The 14887-nt window shown below is 72.7% G+C and carries 14 protein-coding genes; 5 read left to right on the plus strand and 9 right to left on the minus strand.

Annotated features, from left to right (window positions below; translation table 11 throughout):
• Positions 1 to 38: 38 nt before the first annotated feature.
• Both FR742_RS17720 and FR742_RS17725 read right to left on the minus strand, forming a co-directional pair.
• Entirely contained in the window at positions 39 to 737 is a 699-nt protein-coding gene (locus FR742_RS17720; RefSeq protein WP_148031971.1) for a response regulator transcription factor, read from the minus strand.
• Positions 734 to 2335 (minus strand): histidine kinase, encoded by a 1602-nt coding sequence (locus FR742_RS17725; protein ID WP_261808590.1) that lies wholly within the window; start codon positions 2333 to 2335, stop codon positions 734 to 736. The genes FR742_RS17720 and FR742_RS17725 overlap by 4 nt, the downstream gene beginning before the upstream one ends.
• A gap of 129 nt (positions 2336 to 2464) precedes the next feature.
• Here FR742_RS17725 and FR742_RS17730 point away from each other — a divergent pair, with 129 nt between their 5' ends.
• Positions 2465 to 3082, plus strand: a complete 618-nt coding sequence (locus FR742_RS17730; RefSeq protein ID WP_148031972.1) for a class I SAM-dependent methyltransferase — start codon at positions 2465 to 2467, stop codon at positions 3080 to 3082.
• Positions 3082 to 4263, plus strand: coding sequence for an acyl-CoA dehydrogenase family protein (locus FR742_RS17735; RefSeq protein ID WP_148031973.1), 1182 nt, complete (start codon positions 3082 to 3084; stop codon positions 4261 to 4263). Before FR742_RS17730 ends, FR742_RS17735 begins: the two co-directional genes overlap by 1 nt.
• Positions 4264 to 4405: 142 nt before the next feature.
• Here FR742_RS17735 and FR742_RS17740 read toward each other — a convergent pair whose 3' ends face one another.
• The 3 genes from FR742_RS17740 to FR742_RS17750 are packed head-to-tail and all read right to left on the minus strand — an operon-like array spanning position 4406 to position 6807.
• Positions 4406 to 5185 (minus strand): enoyl-CoA hydratase/isomerase family protein, encoded by a 780-nt coding sequence (locus FR742_RS17740; protein ID WP_148031974.1) that lies wholly within the window; start codon positions 5183 to 5185, stop codon positions 4406 to 4408.
• On the minus strand, positions 5182 to 6096 hold the full coding sequence (locus FR742_RS17745; protein WP_148031975.1) for an alpha/beta hydrolase: 915 nt from the start codon (positions 6094 to 6096) through the stop codon (positions 5182 to 5184). The genes FR742_RS17740 and FR742_RS17745 overlap by 4 nt, the downstream gene beginning before the upstream one ends.
• 9 nt (positions 6097 to 6105) lie before the next feature.
• The gene (locus FR742_RS17750) at positions 6106 to 6807 is read right to left on the minus strand and encodes a gamma-glutamyl-gamma-aminobutyrate hydrolase family protein (RefSeq protein WP_148031976.1); all 702 of its coding nucleotides are present in this window, start codon (positions 6805 to 6807) and stop codon (positions 6106 to 6108) included.
• A gap of 488 nt (positions 6808 to 7295) precedes the next feature.
• On the opposite strand from FR742_RS17750, the gene FR742_RS17755 reads away from it, so the two are divergent.
• On the plus strand, positions 7296 to 8414 hold the full coding sequence (locus FR742_RS17755; protein ID WP_148031977.1) for an FAD-binding oxidoreductase: 1119 nt from the start codon (positions 7296 to 7298) through the stop codon (positions 8412 to 8414).
• On the opposite strand, the gene FR742_RS17760 is transcribed toward FR742_RS17755, so the two are convergent.
• A complete protein-coding gene (locus FR742_RS17760) occupies positions 8415 to 9206 on the minus strand; it encodes a helix-turn-helix domain-containing protein (protein WP_187281192.1) in 792 nt (263 codons plus the stop codon).
• A gap of 135 nt (positions 9207 to 9341) precedes the next feature.
• Between FR742_RS17760 and FR742_RS17765 the strand changes: the two genes are divergently transcribed.
• Both FR742_RS17765 and FR742_RS17770 read left to right on the plus strand, forming a co-directional pair.
• A complete protein-coding gene (locus FR742_RS17765; protein WP_148031979.1) occupies positions 9342 to 10421 on the plus strand; it encodes a sialidase family protein in 1080 nt (359 codons plus the stop codon).
• 3 nt (positions 10422 to 10424) lie between these two features.
• Positions 10425 to 10733 carry a MoaD/ThiS family protein gene (locus FR742_RS17770; protein ID WP_148031980.1) on the plus strand — a complete coding sequence of 103 codons (309 nt, stop codon included), beginning with the start codon at positions 10425 to 10427 and terminating at the stop codon, positions 10731 to 10733.
• Between the two features lie 9 nt (positions 10734 to 10742).
• On the opposite strand, the gene thyX is transcribed toward FR742_RS17770, so the two are convergent.
• From thyX to FR742_RS17785, 3 genes are all read right to left on the minus strand, one after another.
• Positions 10743 to 11471, minus strand: coding sequence for an FAD-dependent thymidylate synthase (gene thyX / locus FR742_RS17775; RefSeq protein WP_148031981.1), 729 nt, complete (start codon positions 11469 to 11471; stop codon positions 10743 to 10745).
• A 65-nt stretch (positions 11472 to 11536) separates the two neighbouring features.
• Positions 11537 to 12682, minus strand: a complete 1146-nt coding sequence (locus FR742_RS17780) for an amidohydrolase family protein (protein WP_148031982.1) — start codon at positions 12680 to 12682, stop codon at positions 11537 to 11539.
• A 50-nt stretch (positions 12683 to 12732) separates the two neighbouring features.
• The gene (locus FR742_RS17785) at positions 12733 to 14859 is read right to left on the minus strand and encodes an anthranilate synthase component I (RefSeq protein WP_148031983.1); all 2127 of its coding nucleotides are present in this window, start codon (positions 14857 to 14859) and stop codon (positions 12733 to 12735) included.
• Between the last annotated feature and the right edge of the window lie 28 nt (positions 14860 to 14887).

Genomic DNA, 14887 nt, shown 5'->3' on the forward strand with positions numbered 1-14887 from the left:
CGAGGACCAAGGATGCGCGCCGGGCCCGCCGGCGGTCGTCAGCCTGCCGGGCTATCCTGCCCTCCGCCGCGCGGCGGACGTACGGGGCGGAAGGACGCGTCGACGAGGCCGCTGCGGTGCGCGACCACGGCGGCCTGGATGCGGTTGCGCAGGCCGAGCTTCTCCATCGCGGAGGCGACGTGGGTCTTGACGGTGGTGACGCCGACGTGCAGCTCCTCGGCGATCTCGGCGTTGGACAGGCCGGTGCCGACCAGGGCGAGCACCTCGACCTCGCGCTCGGTGAGCCCGCGCGGGGCGGCCCCGGCGGACTGCTCCCCGGCGGCCAGGAAGCGCTCGACGACGCGGCGCAGCACCGACGGGGCGAGGAGCTGCTCGCCTGCGTGGGCGCGGCGGACGGCGTCGACCATGCGCGCCGGCTCGTCGTCCTTGACCAGGAAGCCGACGGCGCCGGCGCGGAGCGCGGCGTGCACGTTGGCGTCCTCGGCGAAGGTGGTGAGCACCACGATGCGGCTGGCCGGGCGGGCGGCGAGCACCCGCTTGATCGCCTCCAGGCCGTCGACCCTGGGCATGCGCAGGTCCATGAGGATGACGTCGGGCAGGTGGCGCTCGGCCAGCCGGACGGCCTCGGCGCCGTCGTCGGCCTCGGCGACCACCTCCATGTCGCCGTCGGCCTCCAGCAGCATCCGCACGCCCGCCCGGACGAGCACCTGGTCGTCGGCGACCAGGACACGGATCACGAGACGCTCCTGGCCGCGGGCAGGCTGGCGGCGAGCAGCCAGCCGCCGTCCTCGTCGGGACCGGCGCTGAGGGTGCCGCCGAGGGCGCGGACCCGCTCCCGCATGCCCGCCAGCCCGCGCCCGGAGGAGGGCAGGCGCTCGATCGTGGTGGGCGGGCGGCCGTTGTGGATCTCGACGCCGACGCCGTGGCGGTCGGCGCTGACCCGGACGCGGACCTCGGTGCCGGGTCCGGCGTGTTTGAGCACGTTCGTGAGGCCTTCCTGGACGATGCGCGCGGCGGAGGCGCGGGCGACGAGCGGGGCGTGGTCGGTGCCCCGGTCGAGTTCGAGATCCACCGCGAGGCCGGCGGCCGTCATCCGCTCGGCGGACTCGCGGATCACGTCGTTGGGGTCGGCGAGCAGGCCGGGCTGCCGGTCGGGGTCGCGTAAGAGGTCGATCAGGCCGCGCAGGTCCTCCAGCACCTGGTGGCCGGTCTCGCGGATGTCGGTGAGCGCGTCGGCGACCGGGCCGTCGGGGGCGGTGTAGCGGGCGGCGCCGGCCCGCAGCACCATCGCGCCGACGTGGTGGGCGACGATGTCGTGCACGTCGCGGGCGATGCGCTCGCGCTCGGCGAGCTGGTCGGCGCGCATCTGGGCGACGGTGAGCCGGGTGGACTCGCGCACCCGCAGCCGCTCGGCCGCGGCGGCGGCCTGCTTGACCCCGAGGTAGCGGCCGATCGCGACCGGGGTGAGGACGAGCGCGCACACGACGGCGGCGCGGAAGAACGTGGTCTCGGTGTCCGGGCCGACGACGGCGACCCCGGCCAGCAGGCAGGTCGCCAGGTAGGCGGCGGCCGTCCACCCCCAGGAGGCGACCCGCATGGCGAACACGCCGAGGGCGATGAGGAGCAGCACCAGACTGGTGTTGACCACCTGGGGGAGGTAGGTGTCGGCGAGGACGACCAGGATGCAGTGGAACAGGAAGACGAGCCCCGGCATGCGCCTGGCCACGCCGAGCGCCAGCCCGGCGGCGACCGCGAGCACGCCCGTCATCCAGGCCGGCTGGGGCCCCGAGTGCCAGCTCGTCCAGGTGCTCAGCATGGTGTAGGCCAGGCCGCCGGCGGCGAGCAGCACGTCGGGGGTGACGTCGCGGTGCTCCAGCTCGCCCACCGGGCCGCGCAGGTAGCCGCCGACCACCGCGGGGAAGATCGCGACGCCCGCGCAGTAGAGCCCGGTCCTGAGCGAGAAGGGGGCACCGGGGTCGACCAGGTTGACGGCGGTGGCGACGCCCGCCGCGGCCATGGCCACCGCGATGGAGCGCCAGCGCTCCCGGTAGGCGGTGAGCCCGACGGCGACCAGCAGCAGCATCTGGGCGGTGTTGGAGCTGTAGGCCCCCATCTGGTCGGTGAGGACGAGGGCGCCCGCGAGCCACAGCGCGGCCACGAGCGGCCGGCGCCGCACCAGCCCGAGGGGGACGCCGACCAGCAGCGCCAGGGGGACGATCGTGTACTGCGGTGCGAGCTCCCCGAGCCGCGCCTGACCGGACATCAGCAGGTCCAGGCTGACGCCCGCGGCGGCGAGGAGCAGGTCGAACGGCACACCGCGCCAACGCCAGCTCATGGCACCCAAGGTATCGAGCGGGGCCTTCCGGACAGTCCTCCCGGCGGAGGATGCCTCCTCCTCCAAGTGGCCGATTCTTCGTCCCCCCGGCGGAGACGCGCATGGGATCCGGACCCTTACCTTTGAGTCATGTCCAACGACACCACGCTGCTTCTGCGCCAGTTCCTGCGTTCGCCCGCCACGATAGGGGCGCTGGTGCCCAGTTCGCAGCGGCTGGCCGCGGCGGTGTGCGCGCCGGTGCCCGAGCGCGGCGAGCCGACCGTGGTGGAGCTGGGGCCGGGCACGGGCCCGTTCACCGCCGAGATCCAGCGCAGGCTGGGCGGTCGCGGCCATCATCTGGCGGTGGAGCTCAACGAGACGATGGCCGCGCTGCTGGCCGAGCGCTTCCCCGCCGTGGACGTGGTGAACGGCGACGCCGCCAAGCTGTCCGCGCTGCTGGCCGAGCGCAACCTGGGGCAGGCGGACGTGGTGGTCAGCGGGCTGCCGTGGGCGGCGTTCCCGAAAGGGCTGCAGCTGACGCTGATGGGCGCGGTGACGTCGGTGATGAGCCACGCGGGCGCGTTCACCACCTTCTCGTACGTGCACGCGATCCCGCTGAGCCGGGCGCGGCGCTTCCGGACGCTGCTGGCCGAGCGGTTCGAGGAAGTGGTGGCCGGGCGGACGGTGTGGCGCAACGCCCCTCCGGCGTTCGTCTTCCACGCGCGCAGGCCTCGCCCGCGAACAGAGCTTTCTTCTACCATGGACTGATGGATTTCACTCTCCCGGAGAGCGCGCTCGCGGTTCAGCGTGGCATCGCCGACATCTGCGCCCGCTACGACCTCGACTACTGGCAGCGGTGCGAGAGCGAGAAGCGCTGGCCGCAGGAGGTGTGGGAAGAGCTCGGCAAGGGCGGCTGGCTGGGCCTGGCGGTGCCCGAGCGCTTCGGCGGCGGCGGGCAGGGCCTGCTGGAGCTGGCGGTGGCGACCGAGACGATCTCGGCGTCCGGCGCGGCGGGCGGATCGGCCTTCACGTACGTGCTCACGCCCGGTTTCGGGGCGCTGACCCTGACCCGCCACGGCACCGACCGGCAGCGGGAGGAGCTGCTGCCGCGGCTGGCCACCGGCGAGCTGGAGACGTGCTTCGCGCTGACCGAGCCCGACGCGGGCTCCAACTCGCTGGCGATCACCACGTCGGCCCGCCGCGAAGGCGACGAGTTCGTGATCAACGGCCAGAAGATCTGGATCACCGGCGTGCAGCGGGCCGCCTGGATGCTGCTGGTCACCCGGACGGTCCCGGCGGCCGAGGCCAGGCCGCGGTCCCACGGGCTGACGGTGTTCCTGGTGAACGTGCCGGAGGCGGTCGCCGCCAGGCGGCTGTCGTTCCAGCCGATCCCCAAGATGGGCGCCAACACGACACCGTCCAACATGGTGTTCATCGACGACCTGCGGGTGCCGGCCGCGAACGTGGTCGGCGAGGTCGACCAGGGCGCGGCGGTGCTGTGGGACATACTCAACCCCGAGCGCGTCCTGCTGGCGGCCTCCGCGCTGGGCGGCGCCGAGGTGGCGCTGCGGGTGGCCGTGCAGTACGCCAAGGAGCGCGAGGTGTTCGGCCGGCCGATCGGCGCCAACCAGGCGGTGGCGTTCCCGCTCGCCCAGGTGAAGGCGAAGATCGAGCTGGCCCGGCTGATGATCTACAAGGCGGCGTGGTCGTTCGACCGGCGCCTGCCGTGCGGCACCGAGGCCAACATCGCCAAGCTGACCGCCTCCCAGGCCGCCTGGGAGGCCGCCGACGCCGCTTTCCAGACGCACGGCGGCATGGCGTACTCGCTGGAGTATCCGGTGGCCCGGCTGCTCGCCGACGCCCGGATCGGGAGGGTGGCACCCGTGACCGAGGAGCTTCTGCTCAACTACCTCGCGACGCAGGTGCTCGGCCTCCCGCGCGGTTTCTGACCGCCACCCGGCGCTGACCGCGGCGGGCCGCTGCTTCGTCCCCCGAGGCGGCGTTCTCGGCCCCGGCCGACAGGCTCGCCGTGCGGTCTGCCATGCGTTCCATGCCTTGGCGACTACCCCGGCTACGGCGCCGAAACCCCCCTCAGGTGAAGCGGGGCGGACGCTTCTCGCGCAGCGCGCGGAGCCCCTCGGCGGCGTCGGGGCCGGTGAAACCGAGGAACTCCATGGCGAGCGAGGCGTCGAACGCGGGCCCGGCCATCCGCAGCCAGTTGTTGAGCGCGTACTTGGTGAGCCTGATGGCCTCCTGCGAGCCCGCGGCGAGCTTGGCCGCGATCTCCATGGCGGTGTCGTGCACGGCGTCGTCGTCGACGCAGAGGCTGACCAGGCCCATCTTCTCGGCCTGCTCGCCGGTGACGGGCTCGCACAGCAGCAGGTGGTACTTGGCCTTGGCCATGCCGCACAGCAGCGGCCAGATGATGGCGGCGTGGTCGCCCGCGGCGACGCCGAGCCGGGTGTGGCCGTCGATGATGCGGGCGGTGCGGCCCGCGACCGAGATGTCGGCGAGCAGGGCGACGGCCAGCCCGGCGCCCACGGCCGGCCCCTGGATCGCCGAGACGACGGGCTTGGCGCAGTTGAGCACGTTGTAGACGATGTCGCGGGCCTCGGCGAAGACGCGCAGCCGGGTGTCGTGGTCGCGCGTCATCTCCTCGATCATGGACAGGTCGCCGCCGGCGGAGAACGCCTCGCCCTCGCCCCGGATGACCACGGCCCTGACGGAGTCGTCGCGGTCGGCGTCGCGCCAGATCTCGGCCAGCTCGCGGTGGCCGGTGCGGTCGACGGCGTTGAGCCTGCGCGGCTCGCTGATGGTGATCCGCAGCACGCCGTCGGCGGGGGTGTCGGTCTTGAGCCGCTCGTAGGTCACAGCGACTCCTTGAGCCGGGCGGCGATGTACTCGCGGGCCTCGGCCGCCTGGTCGAACAGCCGCGGCAGGGCGAAGAAGCTGTGGACCGCGCCGTCGAAGCGGCGCAGCTCGACCGGCACGCCCTCCTCGGCGAGCCGGGCGGCGTAGCGTTCGCCCTCGTCGCGCAGCACGTCGTACTCGGCGGTCACCACGGTGGCGGGGGGCAGCCCGGCGCATGAGGCCAGCCGCAGCGGCGACAGGCGCGGGTCGCCGGGGTCGGCCCCGGCGGCGTACTGGCGCAGGAACCAGGCCGACTCGGCGGCGTCCAGGCCGTAGCCCTCGGCGAACTCGCGGTAGCTGGGGGTGTCCATCAGCGCGTCGAGCATCGGGTAGACCAGCACCTGGTGGGCCATGCGGAGCCCGGCGTCGCGGGCCTGCCAGGCCGCCACCGCGGCGAGGTTGCCGCCGGCGCTGTCGCCGATCACCGCCACCTTGCCGTCGCACTGGTAGAAGGCGGGCCGGGCGAAGACGTCGCGCACGACGGTCCAGGCGTCGTCGGCGGCGGCCGGGAACGGGTGCTCGGGCGCGAGCCGGTAGTCGACCGAGACGACCACGGCGCCGGTGCGGATGGCCAGGTCGCGGCCGAGTGCGTCGTTGCGCTTGACGCTGCCGAAGACGAACCCGCCGCCGTGGAAGTAGACGACGACGGGCAGCGGCTCGTCGCCGCGGTCGGCGCGGTAGATGCGGATGGGCACGCCCTCGGCCGTCTCGTCGCGGACCGAGGGCAGCTGCGTGAGCGGCCCGCGCTGGGCCGCGAGGCCGTCGACGGCGCGCATCTCCCGGATCCGCTCCAGATCGAGCGTGGCCGGGTCGACGCCCAGGTCAGACGGGTAGGCGGCGATGTACGCGCGTGCCTGGGGATGCAGCGACATGATCGAAGCCTAGCGGGCCGCCTCCACGAGCGCATCGAACAGGCCGTTGCCCTTCCCGCCGTCGCCCATCTCGCGCTCCGGGTGCCACTGCACGCCCACGCCGAACCGGTGGCCCTGCAGCTCGATGCCCTCCACGATCTGGTCGTCCGCCCAGGCCACGGCCAGCAGCCCGGTGCCGAGCCGGCGCACCGACTGGGTGTGCGGGGCGACGGCCTCCACGTGGTCGCCGACGGCCTTGCCGAGCTTGCTCGACACGCTCACCTGGATGCGGTGCGGGGCGCCCGGCTCGTTGTGCCGCTCGCTCTCCAGCATCTCGGGCAGCCACGGGATGAGGCTGCCGCCCTGGGCCACGTTGAGCACGTGCATGCCGCGGGCGATGCCCAGGACGGGGATGTCGGCCTGCACGGCGGCCCTGGCCAGGGCCAGCTCGAACCGGTCGCGGTGCGGCTGCGGCTCGGGGGCGCGCGGGTCCTGCTCGTCGCCGTAGGCGGCCGCGCCCACCTCGGTGCCGCCGGTCAGCACGACGCCGCGCAGCCCGCTGACGTAGGCGGCGATGGCGTGGGAGTTGATCGGCGGCAGCACGACCGGCGCGCCGCCGGCCCTTTCGATCGCTCTGGCGTACGAGGGCGGGGAGAGCACGGCCTCCCGTACGTAGTCATCCCAGCGGGCGGCTTCGAAGTAGGCGGTGACGCCTATCAGCGGTCGGGACATGCGATCTCCAGGGGAGCGTTGTGCAGGGGTGGCCTGGGGCGCAGGCACATGCCCCATCATGGCGCACACCATTTCGGTTATGTCGCTTGTCCCACAAGTCTCCTGGGGGCTGCCCGTCTGGAGCCCGCCGTCCGGTCCCGCGGCGGGGCGGGCGGGGTGAGCCGGAGCAGGGCGGCGGGACGGGCGGACCGCCCGGCAATCCGCCCAAATCCCGAAATTTCATTATGAAAGGCGAATGCAACTCCTATTCGCGTTCAATACTCGAAATACAGCCCCGGCAAGATGGGGAAAATAATGTGACCGTTACTGAAAGTTCAGATGTGCACCTCATTGGGTGAATCGGTTGTGAGGTTACAGAGGCGGTGTAACACTGGATTTCGAGCGATCGGATGCGCCGGGGCATACCGGACGCTCGTCACCCGGAGCCGCCAGGGAGGTGGGACGACACGACCGGAATAACTTTCCGGCCAATAGGACGGGTTGGGTATATGTCATTGAATCCGCGCCTGGTCAAGGAGAGCTTCTCCATCATCGAGCCGGTGGCCGACAAGGCGGCCGCCTACTTCTACGGCAGGCTGTTCGCGGAGAGCCCGCACCTTCGCGGGATGTTCCCGCCGGCCATGGACGTGCAGCGCGACCGGCTCTTCAGCGCGCTGGCCCGCATCGTGTGGAGCGTCGACAGCCCGGAGAGCATGCGCTCGTTCCTGGGCCAGCTGGGGAGGGACCATCGCAAGTACGGAGTGGTCGCCGAGCACTACACCGCCATCGGCAGCGCCCTGGTCGCCACCGTCCGGCGCTTCGCCGCCGACATCTGGAACGCCGAGATCGAGGCCGCGTGGGTGTCGGCGTACACGGCCGCGGCCAATCTGATGATCGAGGCGGCCGAGGCCGACGCCGGGGTCTCCCCCGCCTGGTGGCTGGCGGAGGTGCTGGACCACGAACGCCCTCACGACGACATCGCGATCCTCACCCTGCGCCCCACCCAGCGGCTGCCGTTCACGCCGGGCCAGTACGTCAACGTGCAGACCTCACGCTGGCCGAGAGTGTGGCGGACGTACTCGATCGCGAACGCGCCGCGCCCGGACAACGCGCTCCGGCTGCACGTGCGCGCGGTGCCCGGCGGCTGGGTGTCCACCACGCTCGTCCGCGACACGCGCATCGGCGACACGGTCATGCTCGGGCCGCCGATGGGCACCATGACGCCGCCCGAGCGCGGCGCGCGGGACCTGCTGTTCGTGGCCGGCGGCACCGGGCTGGCACCGCTGAAGGCGATCATCGAGCAGGTGATCGCCTCCGGCTGCCGCCCTTCCATGCACCTGCTGTTCGGCGCGCGCACCTCGGCCGAGCTGTACGACCTTCAGGACCTGATCCGGCTGGAGTCCTCGTTCCCGTGGCTGCGGGTGCTGCCCGTGGTGTCGGACGAGCCGGGCTACGAGGGGATGCGCGGCCGCCTGCCGGACGTGACCCGCCGCTTCCACTCCTGGGCCGAGCACGAGGTGTACGTGTGCGGGCCGCCCTCCATGGTCACCGAGACCGTACGCAACCTGCAGGCCGACGGGGTGCCACCGGCGCGCATCCACCGGGACGTGGTGCACGGCGAGCGGTGATCAGCGGAACGCCGCCGCGGTCTCGTCGTCGGCCGGCCAGAACGTCTCGATGGCCAGCTCGGAGACCGTCACCTCCACGGGCGTGCCGAAGGTCGCGATCGTGGTGAACATGGACAGCACGCGGTCGCCGTGCCTGATCCGCAGCGGCAGGAGGATGTCGCCGGGGCCGGGCACGTGCGCCACGTTCAGGTCCACCCCCGGATACCGGTAGGCGGCCAGCTCGTCGTGCAGCTCGGCCAGCCGCCCGTCGCCGGACATCTCGGCCTGCCTGCGCAGCCGGTGCAGCAGGTGGGCGCGGACCTCGGCCAGGTTCAGCAGCCGCCCGCCCATCGCCTCCGGGTGCAGCGACAGCCGCATCACGTTGACCGGTTCCTCCAGCAGCTCGGCCGGGACCCCCGCCATGAACATCCCGGCCGCCGGGTTGGCCGCCACCAGGTTCCAGGCGGCGTCCACGACCAGCGCCGGGTACGGCTCGTGCCCGGCCAGGATCGTGTCGAGCGCCTGCCGTACGACGTGCATCTCGGGCGCGCGCACCGCGCGCTCGGCGAACACCGGCGCGAACCCGGCCGCGATCAGCAGCCTGTTGCGGTGCCGCAGCGGCACCTCCAGCTCCTCCGCCAGCTTCATCACCATCTCCCTGCTGGGCCGGGCGCGCCCGGTCTCCAGGAAGCTGATGTGCCGGGCGGAGACGTCCGCCTCGATCGCCAGGTCGAGCTGGCTGACCCGGCGCCGCTGCCGCCACGATCGCAACAGATCACCAAAAGCCTCTTCTTGTACAGCTACAGCTCCCATGTCCCGATACGTTAGCGACAAAGGGGGAAGTGCCACGATTACCTGGCAGGTAATCGTGCGGCAAATCTCCCAGTACTCGGCGAGCCGGTCACCCGCGTGGCACGATGGCGGCATAGCGACCATGGGAGCGATGCCATGACAGACGCAGTGCTCGCGATCGGCACCCGCAAGGGCCTGTTCCTCGCCCGCTCCACCGCCGCAGGCGCGTTCCGCGTCGAGCCGATCGCGTTCTCCACCGTCGGGATCCACTCCGTGGCGATCGACACCGGGGGCGCGGCTCCCCGCCTGCTGGCCGGCATCGAGTACGGGCACTTCGGCCCCTCGGTCATGTACTCCGACGACCTCGGCGGGACCTGGCGGGAGGCCGAGAGCCCGCCGATCGCCTTCCCCGAGAAGACCGGGACCACGCTCACCCGCGTCTGGCAGCTCACGCCCTCCCCGTCGGAGCCCGGCGTGGTGTGGGCCGGCGTGGAGCCGGGCGCGCTGTTCAGGTCGGAAGACGGCGGCGTCACCTTCAGCCTGGTGGAAGGCCTGTGGGAGCACCCGCACCGGCCGCGCTGGCAGCCGGGCGGCGGCGGGCTGTGCCTGCACACGATCATCCCGCACCCGTCCGACCCGCGCGTGCTCGGCGTGGCGATCTCCACCGGCGGCTTCTACCGCACCACCGACGGCGGCCTGTCGTGGGAGGCGGCCAACCAGGGCATCCGCGCCCCGTTCCTGCCCGAAGGTCAGCAGTATCCGGAGTTCGGCCAGTGCGTGCACAAGGTGGCGATGGAAGCGGGCCGGCCGGACCGGCTGTTCCTGCAGCACCACTTCGGCGTCTACCGCAGCGACGACTTCGGCGGCTCCTGGCACGACATCGGTTCGGCGCTCCCCTCCGACTTCGGCTTCCCCGTCGTCACGCACCCGTCGCGCCCCGGCACGCTGTACGTGCTGCCGCTGCACGCCGACATGGACCGCACCCCGGTCGGCCACCGCTACCGCGTCTACCGCAGCACCGACGCCGGCGGGTCGTGGGAGCCGCTGGAGCGCGGCCTGCCCGAGGGGCCGGTGCACGCGAGCGTGCTGCGCGACGCGATGGCCGCCACGGAGGCGGGCCTGTTCTTCGGCACCCGCGGCGGCGAGGTCTACTGGTCGGCCGACGACGGCGCGAGCTGGTCGCTGGTGGCCTCCCACCTGCCTGACGTGCTGACCGTGCGGGCGGCGGTGCTCTGAGCCATGGCCCGTCCCGTGATGCTGGTCGTGTTCGTGCTCCCCGCCGCCCTGCGCAGGTGGGTGAGCGGCCGTACGGAAGTGAAGGTGTTCGCGGTCGGGCCCGACCGCGACTCGCCGCCCACCCTGGGCGCGGCGCTCGACGTGCTGCGCCGCACCCACCCGCTGCTGGAGGAGCGGATCAGGGACGAGTACGGGCGGATCCGCCGCCACATCAACATGGTCGTGTGCGGCGAGAACGCCCGCGGCCTCGGCAGCCTCGACTGCACGCTGCCGCCGGGCGCGGAGGTGTACGTCATGCCCGCCCTGGCCTGACCCGCTCGATCAGGGGCAGACGCGGCCGTTGGCCTCGAACGCCGCGTGCGTCAGCGGCATCAGCCCGGCCCACAGCGACTCCATCTTCTCGGCCACCATCTCGATCTCCCGCTGCGGGAACGACGGGAAGGCGGAGTCGTCGCGCCGCACCCGGAGCGAGAGGAAGTTCATCAGGGCGCGGGCGTTGCAGGTGGCGTACATCGAGGAGTAGAGGCCGACCGGCAGGACGGTCCGGGCTACCTCGCGGGCGACCCCGGCCTCCAGCATCTCCAGGTAGGCGCGGTAGGCCTGCCGGTAGCTCTCCGTCGTCGCCTCGGTCACCACCTTGTGCTGCTCGGGGGTGCCCTCGCGGAACACGTACTTGCCGGGCTTGCCTTCCTGCACCAGCTTGCGGTCGGGGCCGGGCACGTAGAAGACCGGCACGAGCTGACGGTATCGGCCCGACTCCTCGTTGTAGGAGAAGGTGCGGTGCCGCATGAACTCGCGGAAGACGAAGATCGGCGCGCTGACGTAGAAGGTCATGGACGAGTGCTCGAACGGCGTGCCGTGCCTGTCGCGCATGAGGAAGTTGATGAGGCCCTTGGACCGCTCGGGGTCGGCTTCGAGCTCGGCGAGCGAGCTCTCCCCCTTCGTGGAGACCCGCGCCGCCCAGAGCACGTCGGCGTCCGACGCGGCGGACTTGACGAGCTCCACGTCCATGTCGCCGCGGAACGTGATCTCAGGTTCGGCGCTGCCCATGGGAACCCCCCGGTCGGTTCAGTGGTGATGACGGCATCCAAGCAAACCACAGGCGAGGGCCGGGCTCACAGGCGGTAGACGCGGCGGGCGTTCCCCGCGCCGATCATGTGGGCGATCCTGGCGGCGTCGGCGGCGCTCCACTCCCCCGCGTCCAGCCGGGCCTTCAGCGCCGCGCCGAGCGCGCGCCGGAAGTAGACCGCCCCCAGGTGACACGTCTCGGCCAGCTCGCGGCAGCCGGACCCGTACAGCTGCTTGTGGAACGGGGCCAGCTCCAGCAGCTCGGCCAGCACCCGGGGCGACCCGGCGCCGGTGTGGGCCAGGGCGAGCCCGACGTCCACGTACACGTGCGGGAAGGCGTGCGCCAGATAGGCGGCCTGGCGCTGGTACGGATAGCAGGTGAGCAGGACGACCGGCACCCCGGCCGGCTGCAGCGCCCGGATGAAGCCGGTGAGCAGGGCCGGGTCGGCGAGGTGCGGCCCGGCGTCGCAGGCGCCGAGGCCGGCGTGGATCTGCAGCGGCAGCCCGCGCTCCCTGGCCACGTCGGCGGCCGACCAGAGCAGGTGGCGGGCCAGCGCGGGCTCGGCGAGCGGCTGCTTGGGGTCGGCGAGCCGCCGGTTGGCGGCGGCGAGCACCGCGCCCCGGCTGGGCCTCGCGGGGTCGAGGCCGAGGCCGCACAGACCGGCCACCACGGTCTTCAGAGCGACCGCGCGGGCGGCGCGGGCGGACAGCTCGTCGCCGAGGCTGTCGAGGTAGTCGACGGCGACGCCCGCCATCTCGGCGACGTCCTGCTCGATCTGCTCGATCCTGACGACCTCGCCGGCGGCGGCCTCGCCGCCGGACCCCATCTCGGCCGCCGTCAGCAGGTCGGCGCCCTCGGGGCCGGTGTCGACGAGGAAGGCCGACACGCCGGACGCCCGCAGCAGGAGCCGGTTGACCTCGGCCGCGCCCAGCTCGGCGCGGCGGGACAGGTAGATGGGCGGCGGCGCGTGCGGCTCCAGGCCGAGCACGGGCGCGCACCAGCGCCGCACGGCCGCGCCGAGCGGGGTGTCGAAATGGGTGGTGCCGGGCGGGGCCGGGCTGCCGCCCTCGTTGAGCAGCAGCTCGAACCGCCCGCGGGTCAGCTCGTCGCGGCGCACCCCGTGGCAGGCGTGGTCGACGAGCGGGGCGAGCAGGGCGTCACGCACCGTGTCGGGCAGGTCTACGGGGAGCATGCGGGAGACTCTAGGCGGTCCCCGCACGCGCCCGCGGACGTTTTACCCACTCACCGGCGGCACAGGCGCAGCACGTTCCTGATCACCTTGGCCCCGGCGCCGTCCTCGGCGGTGAGGATCGACTCCGGGTGGAACTGCACGCCGAAGCGGCGCCGGTCGGGGTCCTCGATCGCCATGACGTTGCCGTCGGGGGTGACCGCGGTCGGGGTGAAGCCGACGACGCCGGGCCGCTTGGCGTGCAGCGAGTGGTAGCGGGCGGCGGTGAACTCCTCGGGCAGCCCGTCGAGCAGCACGCCGGCGCCGAGCCGGGAGACCTGCCCGCGCTTGCCGTGCTCGGGGTAGTCGAGCAGTTCGAGCGTGCCGCCGGCGTGCTCGACCATCGCCTGCAGGCCGAGGCAGACGCCGAACACCGGCAGGTCTCGTGCGTAGATCTGGTCGATGAGCGCGGCCGTGCCGAAGTCGGCGGGCCAGCCGGGGCCGGGCGAGAGCACCACCAGGTCGGGGCCGATCTCGTCGAGCATCTCCGTCGGGAAGCCGTGGCGCAGCGTCACCACGTCGGCGCCCTCCTGGCGGAAGTAGTCGGCGAGCGTGTTGACGAAGGAGTCCTCGTAGTCGACGAGCAGCACCTTCATGCCCAGCCCCGGCTGCTCCCTGGCCGGGGTCTCGGCCACGGTGTCGGGCGCGCCGACCGCGGCGAGCGCGCCGAGCAGGGCGCTGGCCTTCAGCTCGGTCTCGCGCTCCTCGGCCTCGGGGTCGGAGTCGAACAGCAGGGTGGCGCCGGCCCGCACGGTGGCCAGGCCGTCCTTGATCTGGGCGGTGCGCAGGGTGAGGCCGGTGTTCATGGAGCCGTCGAAGCCGATGAACCCGATGGCGCCGCCGTACCAGCGGCGGGTGGTGGCCTCGTGGTCCTCGATGAACTGCATGGCCCAGGTCTTGGGCGCGCCGGTGACGGTGACGGCCCACATGTGGGTGAGGAAGGCGTCCAGCGCGTCGAACTCGGGGCGCAGCCGGCCCTCGATGTGGTCGACGGTGTGGATGAGCCGCGAGTAGAGCTCGATCTGGCGGCGGCCGATGACCTTGACGGTGCCGGGCACACAGATGCGCGACTTGTCGTTGCGGTCGACGTCGGTGCACATGGTCAGCTCCGACTCCTCCTTGACGCTGGTCAGGAGGGTGCGGATGGCCTCGGCGTCGCCGACCGGGTCGGCGCCGCGGGCGATGGTGCCGGAGATCGGGCAGGTCTCGACCCGGTCGCCGCTGACGCGCACGTACATCTCGGGCGAGGCGCCGACGAGGTGCTCGCCCTCGCCGAGGCTGATGATGAACTCGTACGGGGCGGGGTTGCTCTTGCGCAGCCCGCGGTAGAAGCCGGACGGGTCGGCGCAGGTGGCGTGGAAGACCTGGCCGGGCACCACCTCGAACAGGTCGCCGCGCTTGAACCGCTCCTTGGCCGCGGCCACGACCTCTGAGTACTGGCCCCTGGGCGGGTTGGGCGGCACCTCGGCGGGGGCGACCTGCGGGCGGGCCTCGCCGGTGCGCTCCAGGCCGCGGGTGCTCCGGCCGTCGACGGTGAACTCGTAGCGGCGCTCGAAGCAGGTCTCGCGCTGGCGGTCGATGACCACGAGCCGGTCGGGCAGGTGGAGGACGAGGTCGCGCTGGTCGGCGGGGCGGTCGAGCCGGTGCTTGATCGGCTCGAACTGGAAGGCGAGGTCGTAGCCGAACGCGCCGTAGAGCCCGAGGTGCGGGTCGGCGCCCTTGAAGGTCGCGATGACCTCGCGGATGGCGGTGAAGACGGTGGGCCGGCGGCTGCGCATCTCCTCCGGCAGCAGGTCCTCCGACTCCGGGACGTGCACCTGCACGAAGTCGGCGGTGGGCTCGCCGACCGGCTTGCCCGCGGCGAGCAGGCAGGAGGCGACGGCGGGCAGCACGACCCGGCCGCGCTCGTTGAGCGCCCTGGCCGAGATGGTGCGGCCCTTGGCGACCAGCTCCACGCAGGGGTCGACGTAGCCGAAGGCCCATCGGCTGTAACGGCCGGGGTAGTCCATGCCCGAGGAGAACGCGCCGCCGCGCCGCTCTCCCAGAGCCGTCACGATCTCTTCGAGCGCGTCCTCGGACACCTCGCGCACCTCGAGCTCGACGTCGATGCCCTTGGCGGTGGTATATCCGCTCGTCTCCACTGCTGCCCCTTCGCGCACTTCGATCAAC

Source organism: Nonomuraea sp. C10, from assembly GCF_008017515.1.
In the GTDB taxonomy this organism is placed as follows: domain Bacteria; phylum Actinomycetota; class Actinomycetes; order Streptosporangiales; family Streptosporangiaceae; genus Nonomuraea; species Nonomuraea ferruginea.

Bases quoted from the DNA above. Each gene is read 5' to 3' on its own strand.
- FR742_RS17730 (WP_148031972.1), top strand. From the start codon at position 2,465: ATGTCCAACGACACCACGCTGCTTCTGCGCCAGTTCCTGCGTTCGCCC.
- FR742_RS17780 (WP_148031982.1), bottom strand. From the start codon at position 12,682: ATGCTCCCCGTAGACCTGCCCGACACGGTGCGTGACGCCCTGCTCGCC.
- FR742_RS17750 (WP_148031976.1), bottom strand. From the start codon at position 6,807: ATGTCCCGACCGCTGATAGGCGTCACCGCCTACTTCGAAGCCGCCCGC.
- FR742_RS17760 (WP_187281192.1), bottom strand. From the start codon at position 9,206: ATGGGAGCTGTAGCTGTACAAGAAGAGGCTTTTGGTGATCTGTTGCGA.
- FR742_RS17745 (WP_148031975.1), bottom strand. From the start codon at position 6,096: ATGTCGCTGCATCCCCAGGCACGCGCGTACATCGCCGCCTACCCGTCT.
- FR742_RS17755 (WP_148031977.1), top strand. From the start codon at position 7,296: ATGTCATTGAATCCGCGCCTGGTCAAGGAGAGCTTCTCCATCATCGAG.
- FR742_RS17725 (WP_261808590.1), bottom strand. From the start codon at position 2,335: ATGAGCTGGCGTTGGCGCGGTGTGCCGTTCGACCTGCTCCTCGCCGCC.
- thyX (WP_148031981.1), bottom strand. From the start codon at position 11,471: ATGGGCAGCGCCGAACCTGAGATCACGTTCCGCGGCGACATGGACGTG.
- FR742_RS17770 (WP_148031980.1), top strand. From the start codon at position 10,425: ATGGCCCGTCCCGTGATGCTGGTCGTGTTCGTGCTCCCCGCCGCCCTG.
- FR742_RS17765 (WP_148031979.1), top strand. From the start codon at position 9,342: ATGACAGACGCAGTGCTCGCGATCGGCACCCGCAAGGGCCTGTTCCTC.
- FR742_RS17735 (WP_148031973.1), top strand. From the start codon at position 3,082: ATGGATTTCACTCTCCCGGAGAGCGCGCTCGCGGTTCAGCGTGGCATC.